The organism is Psychrobacillus sp. FJAT-21963 (assembly GCF_001420585.1).
Taxonomy (GTDB): Bacteria; Bacillota; Bacilli; order Bacillales_A; family Planococcaceae; genus Psychrobacillus.
Genome location: NZ_LJIY01000001.1, coordinates 1,074,228 through 1,092,361 on the forward strand (window position 1 = coordinate 1,074,228; position 18,134 = coordinate 1,092,361).

Genomic DNA, 18,134 nt, shown 5'->3' on the forward strand with positions numbered 1-18,134 from the left:
TTCTCTCCTTTATTCCTTGATTGCCTCTATGTTGCTGCAGACCTTTTTGATTAATTTCTCTGCTGTTTTGATGGGTTCATCGGATTCGATACACCTGCTCACTTGGTGACCTAGAATGTCCAAGCACAGTCGTACAAAGTCAGGATTGGACCCATCAATCTTGAGTTTTTGTTCCGCTGCCAACCTAGCGATCATGATAGATGCCCGTAGACTCGGACCGGTTTCTTCTATACATTCATTGCGCAGCTTGGCAACCAGCTCTGTAATGGCTGCAGCGTCTTTCTTATCAATATTGGCTTTGTCGGCTACGATGGCCGCCTCACGGTCATAATCCTTATGATCGATATAAATGGTGATAAGCCGGTCAAGAAGTGCATCCTGCGTTTGGTAGACCCCGGCATATTCATCTGGATTGCTAGTGAAGATCACCGCAAAGTCAGGATGGACTCGGACAAACGGCTCAGTCAATTTGGTACCATACAACGGAAGGATACCTTCCTCTAAAATGGAAAGAAAGATGTTATTGGTAGTGGGTAATGAACGTGTAAACTCATCGTAAACCAGCGTGTATCCATTCTTCACCGCCTCTAATAATCGTCCATCCCTCCACGTCTCCGTCACGTTTTCATCCCGCTTATAGACCGACCGTATATAATTGTCGACTACCTTTTTGCTCGTATAACCTGTAAAGTCGCCTATCAGGTCTTTGTTATTCAGCTCATGGTTGCCGTGTATGAGCATGACAGGTTTTTTTCTTTTTTTAGCAAGTGCCAGTGCAAGAGATGTCTTTCCGGCTCCGGATGGGCCTGTAAAATGGATGGGATATCCGGCTTTCATATACTGCAACGAACGAGAAAGCAGTTCTTCCGTCTTTTCGTCGCGAATGATTGTCCGTGAATTCTTGTCGATTTTATCTTTTAAGACCGTCACTCTGTTACCTCCTACTCCCACGACCTACACTTCCATTTTGATGGAGCTTCTATAGCGGATATCCTGTCTTTTATAGGATGTGACTTCCTGCTCCGAATTTAGATGGACGTCGTAAATTCCAAGCATTTCATCCTTTGCATACTTCTTCATATATTCCTTTTCCTCAATGACTTCCACTGTAAGCTTCCAGCCACTATCATCACTTGCTTCTACGGAAGTGATTTTATGGACCGGGGCTACAAATTCATTGAAAAACTCCGTCACATTTCCGATAATCTGTTTGATTTCCATGGTAGCCTCCTGCTAAAACTGGCACACCAAGGTTGCCTGAACCCTAGCCGCACCAGCTGATTTCTAGATACTAAATCGAGCATTTCCTTCATTCGACTGGAGGGCAAGACCGTCTTCTTCAGCACCGTCTCGTAGCAATCCGACCGCCTCTGCATATCGTAGCCATGTATCCACACTGGCAATGACTACTCTTGCTTCAACTGTCAAAATTTCAATCCCGACAACTGATACTCTGACAAATGCATCAATTACAATCCCTTTGTCCAGAATTCGGTCAATAACCTCCGCTAAACTTGAACTGTCTGTACTTTTTTGAAGTGCCATTATTGCATTCTCCTTTCGTTAATCCTTTTAAGAACCAATGGTCCGGATGTCTTTAATAGTTTTAATCTTGGTTACTCCCTTAATGTCCTTGGATGTCTTAATCGAACCGATTCCTTTAATGTCTGAGACACTCTTCACTTTTCGTTTATCATCACTTTTATTTGTCGAGGAGACTTTCTTCTGAAGTTCTTCCCCTGCCTCGACTACCTTCCCAAGCTTATCCCGGGCGGAAAGCAGTACATCCTGTGTTTTCTCTTTCGCTTTTTCAGCATTGCCTTCAACTTTATTTGCAAACTTTCCCTTGGCACTCTCCAGGTTTTCGGTTAAATGATGTGCCTTGTCTTGGACATTCTCGACAATTTTCTCTTTGGCTTTGTCAGCTACAACTTCTTTAACTTTGTCTTTAATCGGTTCTGGTGTGTGTTCAATCACAGTCTTGGCGACTTTCCCTGCTGTTTTTGCCAGTTGCTTTTCCATACACTAACCCCCTTAGTTAAAGACTTGCCATTACTTGGTTGCCACGAGATTATTCAGCATATCTTCAATTTTTTCAAGGCGCTCGTTTAACTGTTTGTTTTCTTCTTTTATTTCGTTATAGCTTTGCTGGTTTTCCGAGTTTAGAGCACCTATTTCATCCTTCTTTGGGGACAGCAGCCCTTGTTCGATTTTACTTATATAGCCTGAAGCAAGATGCTTAATGCTGCTTTGCGCTTGCCCTGCCAGAAGCTCTTGGGCCGTTTTTCTGAATTCCTCGCTTGCCACTTTCATCAATTCAGATTCACCTAATTTTTTCATGGCCTTCTTGCTCTTATCAGGATTGGCAAGCAAGCCGATCCCTGCTCCAACCACACCGCCAATCAAGGCAAAGTTCATAGAATAATTTGTGCTTTTCTTCTCTTGTGCTGGCTGATTATTTTCCGTTTGCTTTTTTTCTTCCTGTTCCACCGCTTCATAATTTCCATTGGATTTTTGGCTATTCATTTTCTGTCCATCCTTTCTTAATAACTTAATTGCTCATTTTGATTTCTTCTGATAAGACCTTGATCCTGGACTTCATCCCGCAATAGGCCAACAGCCTCTGCATATCGAAGCCATGTATCCACACTGGCGATGACCACCCGGGCCTCCACTGTAAGAATTTCAATTCCAACGAGAGAGACCCTCACAAAGGCATCAATCACAATTCCCTTGTCCAGTATTCTGTCAATCACCTCAGCAAGGCTTGAGCTATCTGTACTTTTTTGAACACTCACGTGGCTCCCTCCCCTCTATTTTTTCACGTGGCTGGAGCTTCGTTTTCAATTCTGTAACCGGCTATGCTTTGTATATACCTGCGTTAAACTCAAATAAACGAGGGAAATGTAACCAATAAACCCAATTGGCTCAATCCCTGTCCTATGAAATATTTAAAGGTGATGAGGACAGGGTTAAAACAAAAATGAGAAAACATGGATATCCATGTTTTCTCATTTTTGTATATAAAAAAATCACTAAAAAAATTAGGAAATAATAAAAACGCATTGAATTTTAATTGAAGAGCTTTGTTAAATAACTCTATTGATATTTCCTAAAAGGAGTAAATGTTCTAATTACGTAAAGAGAAAAAATAGCGATGGTAAAAATATGTTAGCCATTTATTGAGTTCCCATCTATACATTGAAATTCAGATGAACTCTGTTAGTAATTAAGAAACCCCAGAAACACTATGTTCTGGGGTTTGGCTTATTTAGATGTGGCAGGGAAATATCGACTTTTTAATCTAGTAGAAGTTAGCTCTAAAATAATCGCCAACACTAAAATCATATAGGTAATCATGCCAACTTCACGCATATCAAAGTAGAATCCAGATGCCATGAAGAGTTCAAAGCCAATACCACCAGCACCAGCCGCTGCTCCCATTGCCACAGCTACCGAGAAGTTGATTTCAAAGCGTAAAAATGTCCAGGACAATAAATAAGTGAACGTGGTAGGTAAAATTGCATGGCTAACGATATGCCACCAGTTCGAACCTGTTGCGGTCAACGCCTCCAATATTCCTTTGTCTACTTCTTCAAAAGCCTCTGAGAATGCCTTCACTAAATAAGCAATAGAGTGAAAGAGCATTCCAAGAACGGCTGCTTCACTTCCTAATCCTGCAGCAATGGCAAAGATTAATACCCATAATACAGTCGGGACTGCACGTACGATTGCTACCATCACTCGGATGGTATTGGATAACCATTTGTTTGAAAGATTGGTTGCTGCCATTAATGCTAAAAAGAATGCAATAACCGCTCCTAATATAGTGGAAAGGAATGCCAAGCCAAGTGTAATTCCTACTTGGTAAAAAGCTTCCCCCCAGGTGAAATGAGTAAGAGCAGGTTCTAAAAACATCGCTTTTAGGTTATACAATGTTTCCGGAATAGCTTTCGTTAAATCCAACCCTGCATAGTTAAAAAACATAAACGCTAGGATTGTCAGAGCCAATAAAATAATGATGGTACCTTTCATTACTCGCTCTACTTTGTTACCTGACTTAATCGATATTTTGCCATCTGCTTTTCTTTTTATAAGGGTTGTTGTTGCCTCCATTATAGAATCACCTTCCGTATATGATTTGAAATTAACTCAATTGCTATAACGGATAAGACGATACTAAGCGTAACTAGTGCAACCGCATTATAGTTAAGGGTTTTATAATAGAGGTCAAATGTATATCCAATACCTGTACCCGTTAAGATACCAACAAGTGTGGCACTTCGGATGTTCGTCTCGATCATAAACAAAATCCAGCTGATCAACTGCGGCAAGCACTGGGGGATAACTGCTTTATAGACGATTTGAAAGTAGGTTGCACCAGTTGCCTGTAAAGCTTCTACTGCGCTATGGCTTGCTTCATCAATCGACTCGATAAAGGCCCTCGTCAAAAACCCAACTGACCCAACAAATAGCGCTAAGTATCCTGTTACGGAGTTTTGGCCAAAAGAAAGTAATAAGATTAAAGCCCACGCTACAACTGGAATATTACGCGCGACTGATGCTACGAATCGAGCGAATACCCCGAGCACAGAATTTGTTCCAGTAGTTTTAGAACCCATTAATCCTAAAAATAATGAAACAACTGTTGCTGTCGTTGTAGCAGCAATAGACATTAGGATTGTCTCCAATAATTTTTCCAATATTTTCGGTAATCTTTCCAGTGTTTCTTGCGTAATAAACAAGTTAGAGAAAATCCAAGTAACAGCATCTGGTAAAGTTGCTATTCCATGAATGATGTTAAAGTTCGTTATGTCAGATGATAGATACGTCAAGATGATAATTAGCGCTACAAAAGTTATCGTCTGCCATTTTCTCTGGTTTTTCATACCTTTTACATTCACTTTGATTTCCCCTTACACAGTAACTAACTGTCTTTTCTCTACAGTTGTTGTAGTTGTTCCATATATTAAGTCGGTACTGTCCGTTGAAAGTCTATAACTTGGTCCATCAAATACAATGCTTCCTTTACTTAATCCAATGATTCGATCTGAGTAATCACGGGCAACTTGCACCTGGTGCAAATTCACGATGCATGTAATATTAAGCTCCATCGTAATTGTTTTTAAGTAATCCATAATCACTTTAGAAGCGTTTGGATCAAGCGAAGCAATCGGTTCATCACAAAGAACGATTTTTGGTTCTTGGATAAGGGAGCGTGCAATTCCTACTCGTTGCTGCTGACCGCCGCTCAACTGATCACATCGTTTATAGGCATGTTCTGCTATACCTAACTTTTCTAAAAGGAAAAAGGCATGCTCCTTCTCTGATTCCGAAAACTTTCCAAACACTCCTTGAAACGTTGATTTATATCCGAATCTACCGTGTAGAACGTTTTCAATAACAGATAATCGCGGTACCAAATTATAATGTTGGAAGATCATACCTATGTTTGTACGCATCTTACGTAGTTCTTTTTTGTTCAAACTTCCTACATCATTGCCATCAAAAATAACTTTACCTTCGTCGATATTTACCAAACGGTTGATACAACGTAATAGAGTGGATTTTCCTGCTCCAGAAGGTCCGATGATGGAAACAAATTCTCCAGACCCTACTTCAAAGCTAACATCCTTTAACACTTTCGTTTGCGCATTATACGATTTCCCTAAATTCTCTACTTTAAGTAAGGGCATTTATATGACTCCTCTTTAGGTTATTTAAATAATAAGAGCATGCACGATTTTGTATGCATACTCTTATTTTTATTTCATTCACACTATTATTTTGAAAGTTCGCGGATCGGATTGAACCACTCATCTTCTACATCTGCAAATCTTTCATTTTCTGTTTTAAAGAATAATCCTGGTTCTCCTGAATCTTTTGGAACGAAGATTTTTTCATTGTTTGCAATATCATCTGAAGTGAATAATTCTTTCAATTTATCATAATCCTCTTGACCTAAAGCATCTAAGTTAGCTGCAAATGGTGCATTTAATACTGGAGTAACTGACATCAAAGTAAATTCTTTACCAGGTACTGTGTTAAAAGGCTCTGCAGCATCGTCTTTTACTTTATAAACTGAACCTACTTTGTTCGGTTCTCCTTCCACTACATCCACATAGTTTCCAACACAAGTATCACAGAATGCTGCAACTTCTGAATTACCACTTAATAGATTTACAGCTGATCCTTGGTGTGAGTTCCCGAATAATACTTGAGAAAATAGTGGTCCGCCTTCCATTAAATCCTCTGGCACCAAATCTTCAAAGCCAGATTTTTCTGCATAGTGAGCGATAATAGAAGATGATGGAACAACGAATCCTGATGTTGAACTATTTGAAACAAATGACATACTTTTTTGTTCTAATGTATCTAATGAAAATTCACCGTCTACTTTGAATTTATCTTGGTCAGCTACATTTACAGCTAACCAGCTGTGATACAATGCATCGTCTAAAGTTCCGGATTTACCAGTTGGTACAACTAGTGGTTGAATAGCATCGTTTCCATTTTTAGCTTCGATATAGCCCTGTGCTCCCATGAAAGCAAGATCTGCGTTGTTATTTATTAATGTTTCAATAGCGATTGCATAGTCAGTAGTTAATTGGTGTTCTACTTTTTTACCAGTAGCCTCTTCGATTACTCGACCAATTTCATCACGTGAAGATTTCATATCTGTACCAGATTCATTTGGATACCAAGCGATTTTTATGACGTCATCTACTTTTGCATCCTTCGCGCCAGCAGTTCCTTCTGAGCAAGCTGATAAGAATAGAGCAACTACTAAAACCAGACTGATGATAAACCAATTTTTCTTCATCAATAATTCTCCTTTTCGCTAAATAAAATGGCGTTACAATGTTTTAACCCAGTCGTACGTTTATATTGAAACATAAATTATTTACCAATTGTGTAAATTTACAGTATCTTTAAACACTATTAACCTTATTTACATCCTCTCAAAGGACGGGCTGACAATATCTCCGATTTCAACTATTGCTCCATAAGCACCGTGATAGTCTGTACCACCTGTCATAACCAAGCCATATTTTTTTGCCAAGACTTCTATCTTTAGATGGTCCTCTGCCGTGTGGTCTAGGTGGTTTCTTTCAATTCCGCCTAATCCAACCTCTAGTAGTTCTGGTATCAACTCATACGAATCCAACTGGCCAGGATGAGCGATGACCGCCATGCCCCCATCTGCCACAATAGCTTTTACTGCCTCAAACACATCAATGTATTGAATATCCCCTGAGGCAACTCCACTCCCTTTAAATAGACTTTTATATAGCTGCTTGTACGCTGGAGATGTATAGGCAGCATCTGTTAAATTGTGCATAATATGTTGTTTATAAATGGTCTCGGATGGTTTGGCAGATTCCTCAATAGCCTCTTTATCTAGCTCGTAGCCCGCTAATTTTATTTGTTCCATTTGCCAGAGGGAATGTTCCTGCCGCCTTTTTAACAATGGATCACAAATAGCTTGAATATGTGGTGCACTAGGATGATAGTTATATCCAAGAACATGGACTTTACGGTTCCTTTTATAGTCGAAGGCTGAGATTTCAATACCAGGTATAACTTTTATTCCGTATTTTCTCCCTAGTTCGAGAACTTCCGAAAGCCCTTTAACGGTATCATGATCGACAAAACTAATATGTGTAACACCACGCTGACTAGCTTGCTTCATTACTGTTTCCGTATGCTCCGAACCGTCGGAGTAGCGACTATGGACATGTAAATCAGCTTTCATAGCCAACGGACTCTTTCGCAACTGTCATTTGTCTTGTTTGCATATCATAAACCTTGTCACAAAGCCCTTCCATAAATTCAATGTCATGAAAGATGCCCACTAAAGTGGTTCCTCTGTTTTTCAATTTCTCAATCATTTCACGAACCTTTACTTTTGATTGTTGGTCTAAACTTGCAGTTGGCTCGTCTAGTAATAACAATCTTGGTTTTTTCACGGTTGCCATCGCTATGTTTAATCGCAATTTTTCTCCACCGGAAAATGTATTAGGATAGCTATCCCATAATTTTGGATCCATTTCAAAATGTGTTAATGCTTTTTCTGCCTCTACAAGGGCTACTTCCTCTGTTTCGCCCATTTCAAGTAATGCATTAATAACGAGCTGGCGACAGGTCGTTCTCGGCATGACATTCAAAAACTGAGATACATAGCCAATCTCATACTTACGTAAATACAACATTTCTCTTTCTGATATATTAGCCAAATCAACTAGTCCAAAGCGTTCTGAGTTATAAAAAATATTGCCGGCGTCAGGTAAATAAGAACGGTAGATGCTCTTTAATATCGTCGACTTACCACTACCACTTTTCCCAATAATTCCAATGAATTCTCCCGCGTCCAATGAGAAATTAATGTGCTCAATTGCAGGAATCGTTTTGCCTAAGTGATGAATAGTGAATCGTTTACCAAACTCTTTGACATCTAACAGCGTCATGTTACTACCTCCTCGTTTCACTATTTGATCCGATAATGCGTAGTTGTTATTAAAGCACCGTTTACCATTGTTGCAGTCAGCATCGGATAACCGTCTTCCATTCTTTCAATTACAAGAATGTCGGCTTTCTTCCCAACTTTAATAGATCCTAATTCATCATCCATTTTCACCGCTTTAGCAGGATTTAAAGAGACCATCATAAACATTTTGTGTAAGTCATTGCCGTGCTTTTCATGCAAATCAAAAATAGCGTGGAGTAATGCAGCTGGATAATAGTCACTACACAAGATGTCTACACAGTCATTTGCAATGGCTTCTGTTGCCGACAAATTCCCAGAGTGGGAACCACCTAACAATACGTTGGGTGCCCCTGCTATCGTATGTAAGCCCATTTCCTTAGCTTTTTTTGCTACTTCGAGCGTAATAGGAAATTCACTAATTGTTGTTCCAAAGGATTTTACGAGCTCTAGCTTTTGAATTTCGTCATCATCATGTGAAGCGACAGCAATCCCTCTTGATATTGCAAGCTCTGCCACTTCTTTTATTTTCTCAATCGTTAAAAACTCAGTGCTTTGTCGTTCCGCAATTAATACATTTACATCGTCATCAGAAATATTCCGATATCCCTTTAACGTTTCGCGATACACTTCTAGATTGCGGTATTGTCCTTGCCCTGGGGTGTGATCCATAAATGACAGTAAATGCACTTTGCCATTTTCGATATTTTGAACAAGGCTGTCAATCTCATCGACATTATCTATTTCGAATCGAGCATGTAACCGGTGACGGATTAAATGTAGCTCGTGATGCGTAGCGTCTATTGCATCTACCATTCGTTGAATATTGTTCGGATTTCGCATTGGTTTATGGGTAAAAACATCCTCACGGTAAAAAGAAAGCGAATGAAACATCGTAGTAATTCCGTGGCTAATTAATATTTTCTCTGCTTCTCTTAGGCTAATATTAAAATCCATCATACTAGTAGGTCTTGGCGATGCTATTGTTTCAATATAATCGGAATGAATATCGATAAATCCAGGAGAAATGTATCCTCCTCTAGCATCAATGAGCTCAGCATCCGAATAATTCGCCACCGATTCTTGAGGGATAATCGCTTGAATGACTTCTCCCTGCACTACTACAGCATATCCGTCTACTATTGCTTCCTCTGTTATGATTTTCCCATTATGAATAATGTACAAAGTCACCGCTCCTCTTATAATAATGAGTAAACTAATTGCTGGGTGTACTCATGTTGTGGATCTTCAAGAACTTGATCGGTCAAGCCTTCTTCAATAATTTTTCCGTTCAACAGTACAATCGTGCGGTCTGCAAGCATCCGTATAACTGCTAAATCATGAGACACGACAATCATGCTAATTCCTAAATCTCTTTGAATTTTTTTGATCAAATCAAGTACATTTGCCTGTACAGATAAATCGAGACCAGTCGTTACTTCATCTAAAAAAAGTATTGGTGGGTTGTTCGACAATGCCTTTGCTATTTGAACTCTTTGTTGCATCCCACCCGAAAAGTTTCGAGGCTCTTCTTTCATTCGATGCAATGGGATATGCACGCTTTCCAGCAATTGTTTACTCGTTGCTTCCATAACCGCTACATTGCGATTGCCTGCCGCAATTAGTTTCTCCGCTATATTACCGACAGAAGAAAAGTTCATTTTTAATCCATGAACAGGATTTTGATAAACCATGCCGTATACATGATTTCGAATCGAGCGTTTTTGCTGGGAGGATAGTTCAAAAACGTTTTTCCCAGCTAAAAAAGAATCATTAATATACGCTTCACCTGAAGTAACATCTGAATCGAAGTATAGGCATTGCATCATCGTCGATTTACCACTTCCACTCTCGCCGACTATCCCTAGTATTTCTCCAGGGAACAAATCAAATGAAATATCTTGGCAAGCATACACAGTCCCACAATGCTTACAGAAATTTTTCTCTAACTCCCTATTTTTAATTTCTCTACACTTGTAGCATCCTGTACCAAACTGTTTTCGTAAGTTTCTTACTTCTAATATTGGTTCCTCATGCATAGCTGGTTTGCACCTCAGCTTCCTCTTTCTTATTTAACTGGTCCATACAGTAGTTTGTGTCGTTACATTGATAAACGGTTTTTCCTGTTTGTTGATCAATTAATTCATCTAAGAAGATATGTGTAGAACCACATAAGTGACATTGCTGACCTTCAAACGATTCGACTGCAAATGGGTAGTCCTCAAAAGCAAGGGATTTTACATTTGTATAAGGAGGAACTGCATATATTTTCTTTTCACGTCCAGCCCCAAGAAGGATTAAAGCTTCAGAATGATGCATTTTTGGGTTATCAAATCTAGGGATTGGACTTGGTGCCATCACATAGCGATCGTTTACGTATACCGGGTGGTCTGCCGCAGTAGCCGTTTTGCCGTATTTCATAATTTGTTCGAAAAGCAATAACCATGCACCACTATAGTCATCTTCCGCATGCATTCTTTTCGTCAAAAGTTCTTTTGCCTCCACAGGCCGGAGGGGTTCTGGCGTCGGTACTTGCAAGACGAGAATTTGGTCATTTGTTAAAGGAACTTCTGGTATTCGGTGCCGTGATTGAATAAGAGTCGCGTCTGCAGTTTTCTCTGTTATTTCAACACCAGTCGTTTCATGAACGAGTTTTTTTATACTTACAGCATTTACAGACTCGTCTGCTCCTTGGTCAATTACTTTAAGCACATCTAACTGGCCAATAATTGATAGGGTTATTTGTAATCCACCTGTTCCCCAACCTCGTGCAATTGGCATTTCTCTTGAAGCGAAAGGCACTTGATACCCGGGAATTGCTACTGCCTTTATAATTGCACGTCGAATTTCTTTCTTAGATCCTTCATCGAAAAATGCAAAATGTGTATTAGCTTTCAACTTTCTGCACCCCTTTCTTCACTTGGCGGATACTATCCAGTTTGGATTGGAACGTAACATAATGAGGTAGTTTCAAGTGAGAAATAAATCCTGTAGACTCGACAGAATCTATATGCAATAACACAAATTCTTCATCATGCGTCGGAAAATTGGATTCGGGATGCTCCAAACATTGATCTAAAATGCTCATAGCTATTGCCTTTGTTTCGTTTTGTCCATAACAAATGCCATAACCAATCTCTAACTCTAGTTCATATTCGTTGTTCTCATTTTTCACATTTGTTGGCACAAATGACTCTACCTCAGTCACTCTAATTTCTCCTATATAAAACTCATCTTCCGCACTGTGCTCCATTTCATTTGGATGTTGCACATAAATAGGAAGTAAGCCTACACGTACTTCACCGACTGTCGGATGTACCTGGCCATATCCTCTCAATGAAGCATAGCCAAGAGATGTGACAGCTCCTGTTTGTCCACGTGTGAGCACTTGTAGTCTTTCGCTACGCGTAGTTGGGAATTGTATACTTTGCTTTGTAATATCAATAGGAGGGGTATTATCTACCTCATGTGTTTCAAAAAGTCCTTCCTCCCTCAAGTAATCTACTACTTTTGGAAAGTACTTTACTTCATCAAAGGCTTCTATTTGTTTTAATTGATTGTGGTAGTGTTGTAGCCACCTTAGGTTTTCTTCCTGACTTTCTTCTATTAAACTTAAATCGAGCAAACGATGTGTGTAGTCATAAGTTGCCCCTAATAATTGTCCACCTGGAATATCTTTAAAACTTGCCGAAATTCGGCGCTCCACTAGCATCGTTTCCGGTTCAACGGTTTGACTATAATATGGACGAGGTAAAGTGGATCGGTGAGCACGCATGAGAAAAACTGCTTCCTCCATACTTCCTTCCGCTTGCTTTATCGCAAGTGCAGCCAAGTATGGTGAATACAAACTACTTTCCGACATTACTTGGTCTACCATTCCACGCATCGTTGACATAATTGTGTTAATTTCTATAATTTCTCGGTCTTTAATCCGTTCATATTTTAATAGGTTAATAGATGCTTCTATCGCCTGTGTGCCACCTTTAACTGGAACGTAACCCATTAGCTCACCTCCATGTTATTGATTGTAGTTGTTCGAGGGATACAGACTACTTGCTCATGTTCATCTGTGAAAATCAAATCAATTCCAAGCGGATATTCCTTTGTTTTTTCATTTCTTGCTTTCCACATAGATTGATTAAATCGTGTTTGTACCTGACACTTATGTTGAATCCCTGGACCTGTTAACATCCACTGCCCCTCGTCAGAAAGAGGAGTGCTTTCTATAATCCAAATCGAAGACAGCTGCGGATCAATAAGGGTACCGTTTTTACATTGTTGCATAGCTTTTTGAATTACCGTATCTGTATCGTCTCGTAGTACGATGACAAAATCTGCTTCGTTAATTGGTGCATATCTCGAGGATGTATATTCTGAAATTTTTTCGATTAGATCCTTTTGCTCCTCTGAAAGGATATGAAAAGTGGACTCTGCGTCTAAAAATGTCATTGCACTTAAAATAGTTGCATTGTAACAAGGAAGATTAAAATCTACTCTTTCTGCAATTTCAGAAAGTGACGAAATGGTACCGGGCCTCGACATACTGTGCAATATTTTTCTGTAAACTTGCTGTAAATCGTGTACTTGATCAATTGCCATATTATCTCTCCTATTGGTTTATTAAACTTCCATCGTCTCAAAGCTAACTCTCGTTTCGAATAGTTCCGCTTGTCTTTTTGCACGCTCTATATTAATTTGTTTTTCTGCTTCTATGAGTACTGCTTCCCACGCTATCGTTTCATGTAATTGTGCTTTATATGCAGCATCAATAATCGCTAGATGGTGTGCTAGTTCGTCTTTCATGCCTACAACGATTCCTATTCCAATGCGTTTATTAATCTCTACTTTTGCTTCCGTAATTAGGACCTCTCCTATATAAAACAGGGAGCTTTTCGCCGTTTCTCTCATCTTGATCATAGTCAACCCATATTGCGGTGCTAAAATCTCTCGGTATTCATATGTGTCTATAATAGATTCTGCAAACTTTTGAGCCAATTGGGGATCGCCCTGAATGAGAATCTCAGTTCTTCGTCTTCTTTTCATATGGATAAATCCTCCTTTGCAAATTCATCTTAACTTGTCGCCAAGTGGTTGTGTTTTAAGGCTCAGTAAAGCTTTTGTAAATGTCCTTAACAATTGGTTGGGAAAAAGCGAAAATGCCTTTGTGCCTAGAGGGTAAGTAGCTGAATTCTGGATATAAAAAAGGACAGGTGCTAGACCTGTCCGGGTAAGAATTTATAAAATTTGAGCATTTGGTTGCTTTCGTTTAAGTATTGGTTGCTTTACTTTGAATTTAGTTGCTTTATGTTGCATTTGGTTGCTTTCATCAATTATTTGGTCTCAATTAGGATTATTTATCCATTTATGATAGGATTAGGTCATTTATGTACGGAGGATAATAGATGAAATTTTTCAGAGAGTATTATTATCTACCTCTTTTTATTGGATTATATATGATTTATCTTCTATCGGATTATTCTAAGAACCAAACATTCAATTGGGTAGATAATGCCTTACAAGCATTGTTTATTACTGCCTTCTATATATTTTTTACTTGGGCATTCTCTAGTGATAAAAGCAAAAAAAGCAAATAACCGAATTGTTATTCACCTTTTCATTCCATCGTTATATCGTATTTAAATTTATCGCTTCGATAAAGTATTTTTGTATGTTCTAATACTTTATTGGAGTCAACATCTATACAATCACTCTCTACAACAATGAGCGGCACCATGCTTTTACAGGATAGTAACTGTTGTTCACTTGAAGTCGGAAATGTAATACTTAACAGACTTTTTTTACTTGTAAATTCCTTATAACCCAGGTTTCGATAATATGCAAACATCGACTCAATCTTAGGTCCATCCTGCGCAATTCTTGGAAACGTTGTTTCACTCACAAAGGAAGAATGAATAGCAATTGGCTCATCATTGATATAGCGTATTCTTGCCACTTTAAAGACACTATCTTCTTTGTTTAAATTCAAGCTTTGATATATTTGTTCATTATAAGCAATCTTTTCGCAAACAACATTTTCCGTCTTTAATTCATAACCCGATTGCCTCATTTTATCTGTAAAACTTGTTTTCCCAGTCAGATGCAATTGAATTTGTATAGACTCTTCTTTTAAGTATCTTCCTTTTCCTTGTTTAGAATATATATATCCTCGTTCTTCTAGTTTCGTTAGAGCATTTCTTACTGTCATTCTTGGTACTTTATATTTTGTTGCAAGTTCATTTTCAGAAGGGATTTTCTTCCCATGTTCCATTGACTTTGAAACAATTTGATGCATAATGTCATCAATAATTTTAGTTTCTATATCTGTTGAAATAAAAATCATCTCCCTATGAATTTTACTGTTTTTATTAATTGTACTATATCAATTGGAAATGGCTAAACAGAAAAAAACCAAGAACTAGAATCCGTTCTGGTCTTATTAAAAACTTATATAAAAAAATTCAAATAATTATAGGGAGATGCCAAAATAAAATGAAAGTAAAAGAAATGCAGTCATCGCGCAACCGGCCATAATTCCTTTTCCCTTGTGTGCAAATACTTCTTTTTTCAAGGCATAGCTAAAGTAAAAGAAACAACCGATTGCAAGTAATAATGCCTCAAGCAGAACACTTCCGGGAACCGTTTCCCATAGACCTAATCCTAAGAGAGGGAGATTACCGATATTACCTGGCAGAATTGGCATGTCAGGGCGGTGAACTATAAAATCAAGAATCCAGTGGCTAAATACGACGGCTCCTGTGATAATACCAGATTTCCTACCCCATAATTTTTTAGCTAGCAATGCTGCTAAAACGGAAAGGATAAGTGAACCTACTAAAGAATGCGTGTAGAATGCATAGATCATATCATTGCCATATCCACCATATCCACCATCTCCTATGGATTCTATGTTCTCTAAACCTACCAAATTAAATGGAATAAACACAATATCAAGCAATTGTGTGCTGACGATTAGTGACCATAGTGGCGTTTCAGGGGTTTTACTTTTCACAGCAGCGGGTATTCCGAAATGTCCTGCAAACAAAGCTAACGACCTCCTGTATACATCAAAGCCATTCCTATCATAACTACTACTCCATATATAACCGCAAGCTTACTATTTCCAGAAAAATATAGGGAGGCAGTTGCTAAAGCAAATACAATTAGCTGTAAAATAATTCGAACTGGAATAATTACAGGAAAATTGGCTTTAGGGGCAATAAATGCCCCCCAAAAAATAGCAACAAGAAGAGGGGTACCAATTCCAAATAATAACTTTAAAAACCAGGCGTAGTTCAGATGAAAACCCCAATACGAAAATGCGGCAAGCGCACATAATTCCATTAGAAAAAACAGACCATACACTGTATATTGAGCGATTATCATGATAACCCACCGCCAAGTTTTATCTCCATACTTCTAATATAGTTCTCTAACTGATCTGCCGGACGTTCCACCGCATTGCCATGGCACACCTCTAACAGCTTTGGTTTTAACTTACTTATGACGGATGCGCTTTTTACTGCTTGATCCATATCTGCTGTGAACATCGGCATTGGCGGTTGAAGCTTACCTTTCTTTGAAGTGAAAAGATCCCCTCCCAACAATATTTGATCCTTTTCGTGGTAATAAACGACATGACCTGGTGAATGCCCTGGCGTAAAAATAGGGGTAAGTCCACCAATCGGTTGCATGTTGCCAGTCTTATCCTCTAGGAGTGATTGACTTAATTTTTTCGGTAAGTTTGACTCTAGTTTCTTTCTTTTAGGATAGACAATTTCCCCTTCCATATAAGGAATTTCTATTTGATGTGCGTATACAGGCACATCGTTGTTTTTTAAAATCGATTTCACAGCTCCAACATGATCAGAATGCCCATGCGTTAATAGAATTCTTCGCAAAGGACCAGCATTCAATTGGTTAATAAATTTCATAATTCCTTTTGCCATGACAGGCATTCCAGCATCCACCAATGTAACCCCGTCCTCTTCAACAACAACCCATACGTGAATCGGAATAATCATCCATGTTTTTAAACTCCAAATATGGTCCGATATCTTTTTTGCTTTCATCATCTATTCCCCTTACTTTAATTTTTCTTTAAAACCTAAAATAAGAATATCCACTGCAAGGTCAAACGTCGGTGTGAGTCTTTTCATTAACATTCCAAGCGGTTCATGTTGATACGAGTACGTACTCAAAATCCCATTTAGGCTGTAATAATAAATACGAGTAAAAGCTAGCAGTTGTTCATTGCTCGGTAGAGAAAGGATTTTCTGAATGAGCCCTTTCATTATGTCGAAAATTTCTATTCGAAGTTTATTGATCTCTAATTCAGGTTCTTCGTCTACTCTGGAAGATTTAGCATTAAAAAAAACATCATACATACTTCGATTTTGTAGGCAAAAGGTAATATACTCACGACTAATTTCTTTTAGTTTACCTTCTGAAGATAATGTATTTATTTTCAAAATTTCGTTGAATTGTTCTTGTAATTCTTGTAAAGATGGCATAGAGAGCTGATGAAGCAATGCTTCCTTATCTTTAAAATAAAGATAAATCGTCGTATGTGAACAACCTGCATTCTTTGCTATTTCTCTTATCGTTACTGCATCAAAACCCTTTTCGGCGAATAAATTCCCAGCAGACTTTAAAATTTCTTGTTTTGTTTCTTCTGAACGTTGCTCTTGTTTACTTTTCAACTAATTACACTCCTCATAACTAACCATTGGTTACATTGTAACCAATGGTTAGTTATGTTGTCAAATATACCCTAGAAACGAATTTCATCTCTAGGGTTTTAAATAAAAGAATTACTTTATCAAGCGTATTTAGTAATGACTTGTTTTAATTTTTCCTGTAAAGTTGGTAAGTCTCTTGTAGTGATCGTTAGTCTAATGTGACTTTCATCCATTTCTAATGCCTCTGAAAGAAAACCTCCAAATCCTCGTGCTCTTCGGTCTACTTGGATAAGTACATCTGCTGATTGTTCCGTTTGGGAAAGGAACAAAATCTCTAATTCATCTAATCTTCCTCTATATACTGCGCTAGTAGGAATGAATTCAAATTCCTGAACGAACGGAAACTTATTGTGGTATCTTCTAGAAGCTTGCTCACATTCCGCTTTTCTCAATCTAAATCCTAGTCGTTCTATTTCGTCTAAAATCTGAGCAGCAAGACTTGTTGGTCTCACTCCTATGAAATCTTTGTCTTTAGGATCTGCACCATTTTTAATATCTAGTCCTGTGCCAACCCATACTCTCGTATTTCCTATAGTGATTGGTGTATCCACTGGAAGGGCAAATGAAAATGGAACTACTTTCGTTTCATTAACTCCTATTGTTAAAGGCTCGTTTACTTTATAGTTAATCACCGAAGCAACATCTGTGTATTTTCTATCGTCCGATTCACGGATATACGTTGTATACACTGTCAAATAAATGGAGTCTATTTGTTGTTCTATATTTCCCCCATAAATTTCAACAACGCCTCTCATTGTTTCGCCAGCAACATACTCTGACTTTTCCAGTTTTGTATCTACTTTGGCTCCACCAATTCCAACACTTGCAAGGACTTTATTAAAAAATGACATTAGAGACCCTCCTAGAATTTTTTTATCACTATCTATACGTAAGAAAATATTTTTAGTTTC

At 38.4% G+C, this 18,134-nt stretch carries 25 protein-coding genes; 1 reads left to right on the plus strand and 24 read right to left on the minus strand.

Features of this window, described 5'->3' with window-relative positions; translation table 11 throughout:
* Positions 1 to 9 precede the first annotated feature (9 nt).
* The 18 genes from gvpN to phnG form a co-directional block, all read right to left on the minus strand.
* Positions 10 to 930 (minus strand): gas vesicle protein GvpN, encoded by a 921-nt coding sequence (gene gvpN, locus AN959_RS05135; RefSeq protein WP_053590911.1) that lies wholly within the window; start codon positions 928 to 930, stop codon positions 10 to 12.
* A 24-nt stretch (positions 931 to 954) separates the two neighbouring features.
* On the minus strand, positions 955 to 1,221 hold the full coding sequence (gvpO, locus tag AN959_RS05140; protein ID WP_053590912.1) for a gas vesicle protein GvpO: 267 nt from the start codon (positions 1,219 to 1,221) through the stop codon (positions 955 to 957).
* Positions 1,222 to 1,284: 63 nt separating this feature from the next.
* Positions 1,285 to 1,545: a gas vesicle structural protein GvpA gene (gene gvpA / locus AN959_RS05145; RefSeq protein WP_053590913.1), complete on the minus strand. Its 261-nt coding sequence runs from the start codon at positions 1,543 to 1,545 to the stop codon at positions 1,285 to 1,287.
* Between the two features lie 27 nt (positions 1,546 to 1,572).
* Positions 1,573 to 2,022: a gas vesicle protein GvpQ gene (gvpQ, locus tag AN959_RS05150; RefSeq protein WP_056828827.1), complete on the minus strand. Its 450-nt coding sequence runs from the start codon at positions 2,020 to 2,022 to the stop codon at positions 1,573 to 1,575.
* 30 nt (positions 2,023 to 2,052) lie between these two features.
* Positions 2,053 to 2,526, minus strand: coding sequence for a hypothetical protein (locus AN959_RS05155; RefSeq protein ID WP_056828829.1), 474 nt, complete (start codon positions 2,524 to 2,526; stop codon positions 2,053 to 2,055).
* A 17-nt stretch (positions 2,527 to 2,543) separates the two neighbouring features.
* Positions 2,544 to 2,798 carry a gas vesicle structural protein GvpA gene (gene gvpA / locus AN959_RS05160; protein ID WP_056828831.1) on the minus strand — a complete coding sequence of 85 codons (255 nt, stop codon included), beginning with the start codon at positions 2,796 to 2,798 and terminating at the stop codon, positions 2,544 to 2,546.
* A 469-nt stretch (positions 2,799 to 3,267) separates the two neighbouring features.
* Entirely contained in the window at positions 3,268 to 4,116 is an 849-nt protein-coding gene (locus tag AN959_RS05165; RefSeq protein ID WP_053590917.1) for an ABC transporter permease subunit, read from the minus strand.
* The gene (gene phnE / locus AN959_RS05170; protein WP_056829158.1) at positions 4,116 to 4,889 is read right to left on the minus strand and encodes a phosphonate ABC transporter, permease protein PhnE; all 774 of its coding nucleotides are present in this window, start codon (positions 4,887 to 4,889) and stop codon (positions 4,116 to 4,118) included. The genes AN959_RS05165 and phnE overlap by 1 nt, the downstream gene beginning before the upstream one ends.
* Before the next feature lie 27 nt (positions 4,890 to 4,916).
* Positions 4,917 to 5,696, minus strand: a complete 780-nt coding sequence (phnC, locus tag AN959_RS05175) for a phosphonate ABC transporter ATP-binding protein (RefSeq protein ID WP_056828834.1) — start codon at positions 5,694 to 5,696, stop codon at positions 4,917 to 4,919.
* An 86-nt stretch (positions 5,697 to 5,782) separates the two neighbouring features.
* Positions 5,783 to 6,823, minus strand: coding sequence for a PhnD/SsuA/transferrin family substrate-binding protein (locus AN959_RS05180; RefSeq protein WP_056828836.1), 1,041 nt, complete (start codon positions 6,821 to 6,823; stop codon positions 5,783 to 5,785).
* A 129-nt stretch (positions 6,824 to 6,952) separates the two neighbouring features.
* A complete protein-coding gene (locus AN959_RS05185; RefSeq protein ID WP_056828838.1) occupies positions 6,953 to 7,756 on the minus strand; it encodes a PHP domain-containing protein in 804 nt (267 codons plus the stop codon).
* The gene (gene phnL, locus AN959_RS05190) at positions 7,746 to 8,468 is read right to left on the minus strand and encodes a phosphonate C-P lyase system protein PhnL (RefSeq protein WP_056828840.1); all 723 of its coding nucleotides are present in this window, start codon (positions 8,466 to 8,468) and stop codon (positions 7,746 to 7,748) included. The genes AN959_RS05185 and phnL overlap by 11 nt, the downstream gene beginning before the upstream one ends.
* 20 nt (positions 8,469 to 8,488) lie before the next feature.
* Positions 8,489 to 9,670, minus strand: a complete 1,182-nt coding sequence (phnM, locus tag AN959_RS05195; protein ID WP_056828842.1) for a phosphonate metabolism protein PhnM — start codon at positions 9,668 to 9,670, stop codon at positions 8,489 to 8,491.
* A gap of 14 nt (positions 9,671 to 9,684) precedes the next feature.
* Positions 9,685 to 10,524 carry an ATP-binding cassette domain-containing protein gene (locus tag AN959_RS05200; protein WP_056828844.1) on the minus strand — a complete coding sequence of 280 codons (840 nt, stop codon included), beginning with the start codon at positions 10,522 to 10,524 and terminating at the stop codon, positions 9,685 to 9,687.
* Positions 10,517 to 11,383, minus strand: a complete 867-nt coding sequence (locus AN959_RS05205; RefSeq protein ID WP_056828846.1) for an alpha-D-ribose 1-methylphosphonate 5-phosphate C-P-lyase PhnJ — start codon at positions 11,381 to 11,383, stop codon at positions 10,517 to 10,519. Before AN959_RS05205 ends, AN959_RS05200 begins: the two co-directional genes overlap by 8 nt.
* The gene (locus tag AN959_RS05210) at positions 11,373 to 12,488 is read right to left on the minus strand and encodes a carbon-phosphorus lyase complex subunit PhnI (RefSeq protein WP_056828849.1); all 1,116 of its coding nucleotides are present in this window, start codon (positions 12,486 to 12,488) and stop codon (positions 11,373 to 11,375) included. Before AN959_RS05210 ends, AN959_RS05205 begins: the two co-directional genes overlap by 11 nt.
* A complete protein-coding gene (gene phnH, locus AN959_RS05215) occupies positions 12,488 to 13,084 on the minus strand; it encodes a phosphonate C-P lyase system protein PhnH (RefSeq protein ID WP_056828851.1) in 597 nt (198 codons plus the stop codon). Before phnH ends, AN959_RS05210 begins: the two co-directional genes overlap by 1 nt.
* A 21-nt stretch (positions 13,085 to 13,105) precedes the next feature.
* Complete coding sequence (gene phnG / locus AN959_RS05220; RefSeq protein WP_056828853.1) at positions 13,106 to 13,528, minus strand: phosphonate C-P lyase system protein PhnG; 423 nt, start codon at positions 13,526 to 13,528, stop codon at positions 13,106 to 13,108.
* 359 nt (positions 13,529 to 13,887) lie between these two features.
* On the opposite strand from phnG, the gene AN959_RS05225 reads away from it, so the two are divergent.
* Positions 13,888 to 14,079, plus strand: coding sequence for a hypothetical protein (locus tag AN959_RS05225; protein ID WP_056828855.1), 192 nt, complete (start codon positions 13,888 to 13,890; stop codon positions 14,077 to 14,079).
* Positions 14,080 to 14,099: 20 nt separating this feature from the next.
* Here the strand turns inward: AN959_RS05225 and AN959_RS05230 are convergent, their stop codons facing one another.
* From AN959_RS05230 to AN959_RS05255, 6 genes are all read right to left on the minus strand, one after another.
* A complete protein-coding gene (locus AN959_RS05230; RefSeq protein WP_056828857.1) occupies positions 14,100 to 14,825 on the minus strand; it encodes a GntR family transcriptional regulator in 726 nt (241 codons plus the stop codon).
* 126 nt (positions 14,826 to 14,951) lie between these two features.
* The gene (locus AN959_RS05235; RefSeq protein ID WP_056828859.1) at positions 14,952 to 15,527 is read right to left on the minus strand and encodes a hypothetical protein; all 576 of its coding nucleotides are present in this window, start codon (positions 15,525 to 15,527) and stop codon (positions 14,952 to 14,954) included.
* A gap of 2 nt (positions 15,528 to 15,529) precedes the next feature.
* Positions 15,530 to 15,868, minus strand: a complete 339-nt coding sequence (locus AN959_RS05240) for a YrdB family protein (protein WP_056828861.1) — start codon at positions 15,866 to 15,868, stop codon at positions 15,530 to 15,532.
* Positions 15,865 to 16,557, minus strand: a complete 693-nt coding sequence (locus tag AN959_RS05245) for an MBL fold metallo-hydrolase (protein ID WP_056828862.1) — start codon at positions 16,555 to 16,557, stop codon at positions 15,865 to 15,867. The genes AN959_RS05240 and AN959_RS05245 overlap by 4 nt, the downstream gene beginning before the upstream one ends.
* Before the next feature lie 9 nt (positions 16,558 to 16,566).
* Positions 16,567 to 17,184 carry a TetR/AcrR family transcriptional regulator gene (locus AN959_RS05250; RefSeq protein ID WP_056828864.1) on the minus strand — a complete coding sequence of 206 codons (618 nt, stop codon included), beginning with the start codon at positions 17,182 to 17,184 and terminating at the stop codon, positions 16,567 to 16,569.
* Positions 17,185 to 17,303: 119 nt separating this feature from the next.
* Positions 17,304 to 18,074, minus strand: a complete 771-nt coding sequence (locus AN959_RS05255; protein WP_053590934.1) for a sporulation protein — start codon at positions 18,072 to 18,074, stop codon at positions 17,304 to 17,306.
* Positions 18,075 to 18,134 lie beyond the last annotated feature (60 nt).

What these genes read in the sequence shown, in the direction of transcription:
- gvpO (WP_053590912.1), bottom strand. Translation starts at nt 1,221, where the DNA reads ATGGAAATCAAACAGATTATCGGAAATGTGACGGAGTTTTTCAATGAA.
- gvpA (WP_053590913.1), bottom strand. Translation starts at nt 1,545, where the DNA reads ATGGCACTTCAAAAAAGTACAGACAGTTCAAGTTTAGCGGAGGTTATT.
- gvpQ (WP_056828827.1), bottom strand. Translation starts at nt 2,022, where the DNA reads ATGGAAAAGCAACTGGCAAAAACAGCAGGGAAAGTCGCCAAGACTGTG.
- AN959_RS05155 (WP_056828829.1), bottom strand. Translation starts at nt 2,526, where the DNA reads ATGAATAGCCAAAAATCCAATGGAAATTATGAAGCGGTGGAACAGGAA.
- AN959_RS05165 (WP_053590917.1), bottom strand. Translation starts at nt 4,116, where the DNA reads ATGGAGGCAACAACAACCCTTATAAAAAGAAAAGCAGATGGCAAAATA.
- phnE (WP_056829158.1), bottom strand. Translation starts at nt 4,889, where the DNA reads ATGAAAAACCAGAGAAAATGGCAGACGATAACTTTTGTAGCGCTAATT.
- phnC (WP_056828834.1), bottom strand. Translation starts at nt 5,696, where the DNA reads ATGCCCTTACTTAAAGTAGAGAATTTAGGGAAATCGTATAATGCGCAA.
- AN959_RS05180 (WP_056828836.1), bottom strand. Translation starts at nt 6,823, where the DNA reads ATGAAGAAAAATTGGTTTATCATCAGTCTGGTTTTAGTAGTTGCTCTA.
- AN959_RS05185 (WP_056828838.1), bottom strand. Translation starts at nt 7,756, where the DNA reads ATGAAAGCTGATTTACATGTCCATAGTCGCTACTCCGACGGTTCGGAG.
- phnL (WP_056828840.1), bottom strand. Translation starts at nt 8,468, where the DNA reads ATGACGCTGTTAGATGTCAAAGAGTTTGGTAAACGATTCACTATTCAT.
- AN959_RS05200 (WP_056828844.1), bottom strand. Translation starts at nt 10,524, where the DNA reads ATGCATGAGGAACCAATATTAGAAGTAAGAAACTTACGAAAACAGTTT.
- AN959_RS05210 (WP_056828849.1), bottom strand. Translation starts at nt 12,488, where the DNA reads ATGGGTTACGTTCCAGTTAAAGGTGGCACACAGGCGATAGAAGCATCT.
- phnH (WP_056828851.1), bottom strand. Translation starts at nt 13,084, where the DNA reads ATGGCAATTGATCAAGTACACGATTTACAGCAAGTTTACAGAAAAATA.
- phnG (WP_056828853.1), bottom strand. Translation starts at nt 13,528, where the DNA reads ATGAAAAGAAGACGAAGAACTGAGATTCTCATTCAGGGCGATCCCCAA.
- AN959_RS05225 (WP_056828855.1), top strand. Translation starts at nt 13,888, where the DNA reads ATGAAATTTTTCAGAGAGTATTATTATCTACCTCTTTTTATTGGATTA.
- AN959_RS05230 (WP_056828857.1), bottom strand. Translation starts at nt 14,825, where the DNA reads ATGATTTTTATTTCAACAGATATAGAAACTAAAATTATTGATGACATT.
- AN959_RS05240 (WP_056828861.1), bottom strand. Translation starts at nt 15,868, where the DNA reads ATGATAATCGCTCAATATACAGTGTATGGTCTGTTTTTTCTAATGGAA.
- AN959_RS05245 (WP_056828862.1), bottom strand. Translation starts at nt 16,557, where the DNA reads ATGATGAAAGCAAAAAAGATATCGGACCATATTTGGAGTTTAAAAACA.
- AN959_RS05255 (WP_053590934.1), bottom strand. Translation starts at nt 18,074, where the DNA reads ATGTCATTTTTTAATAAAGTCCTTGCAAGTGTTGGAATTGGTGGAGCC.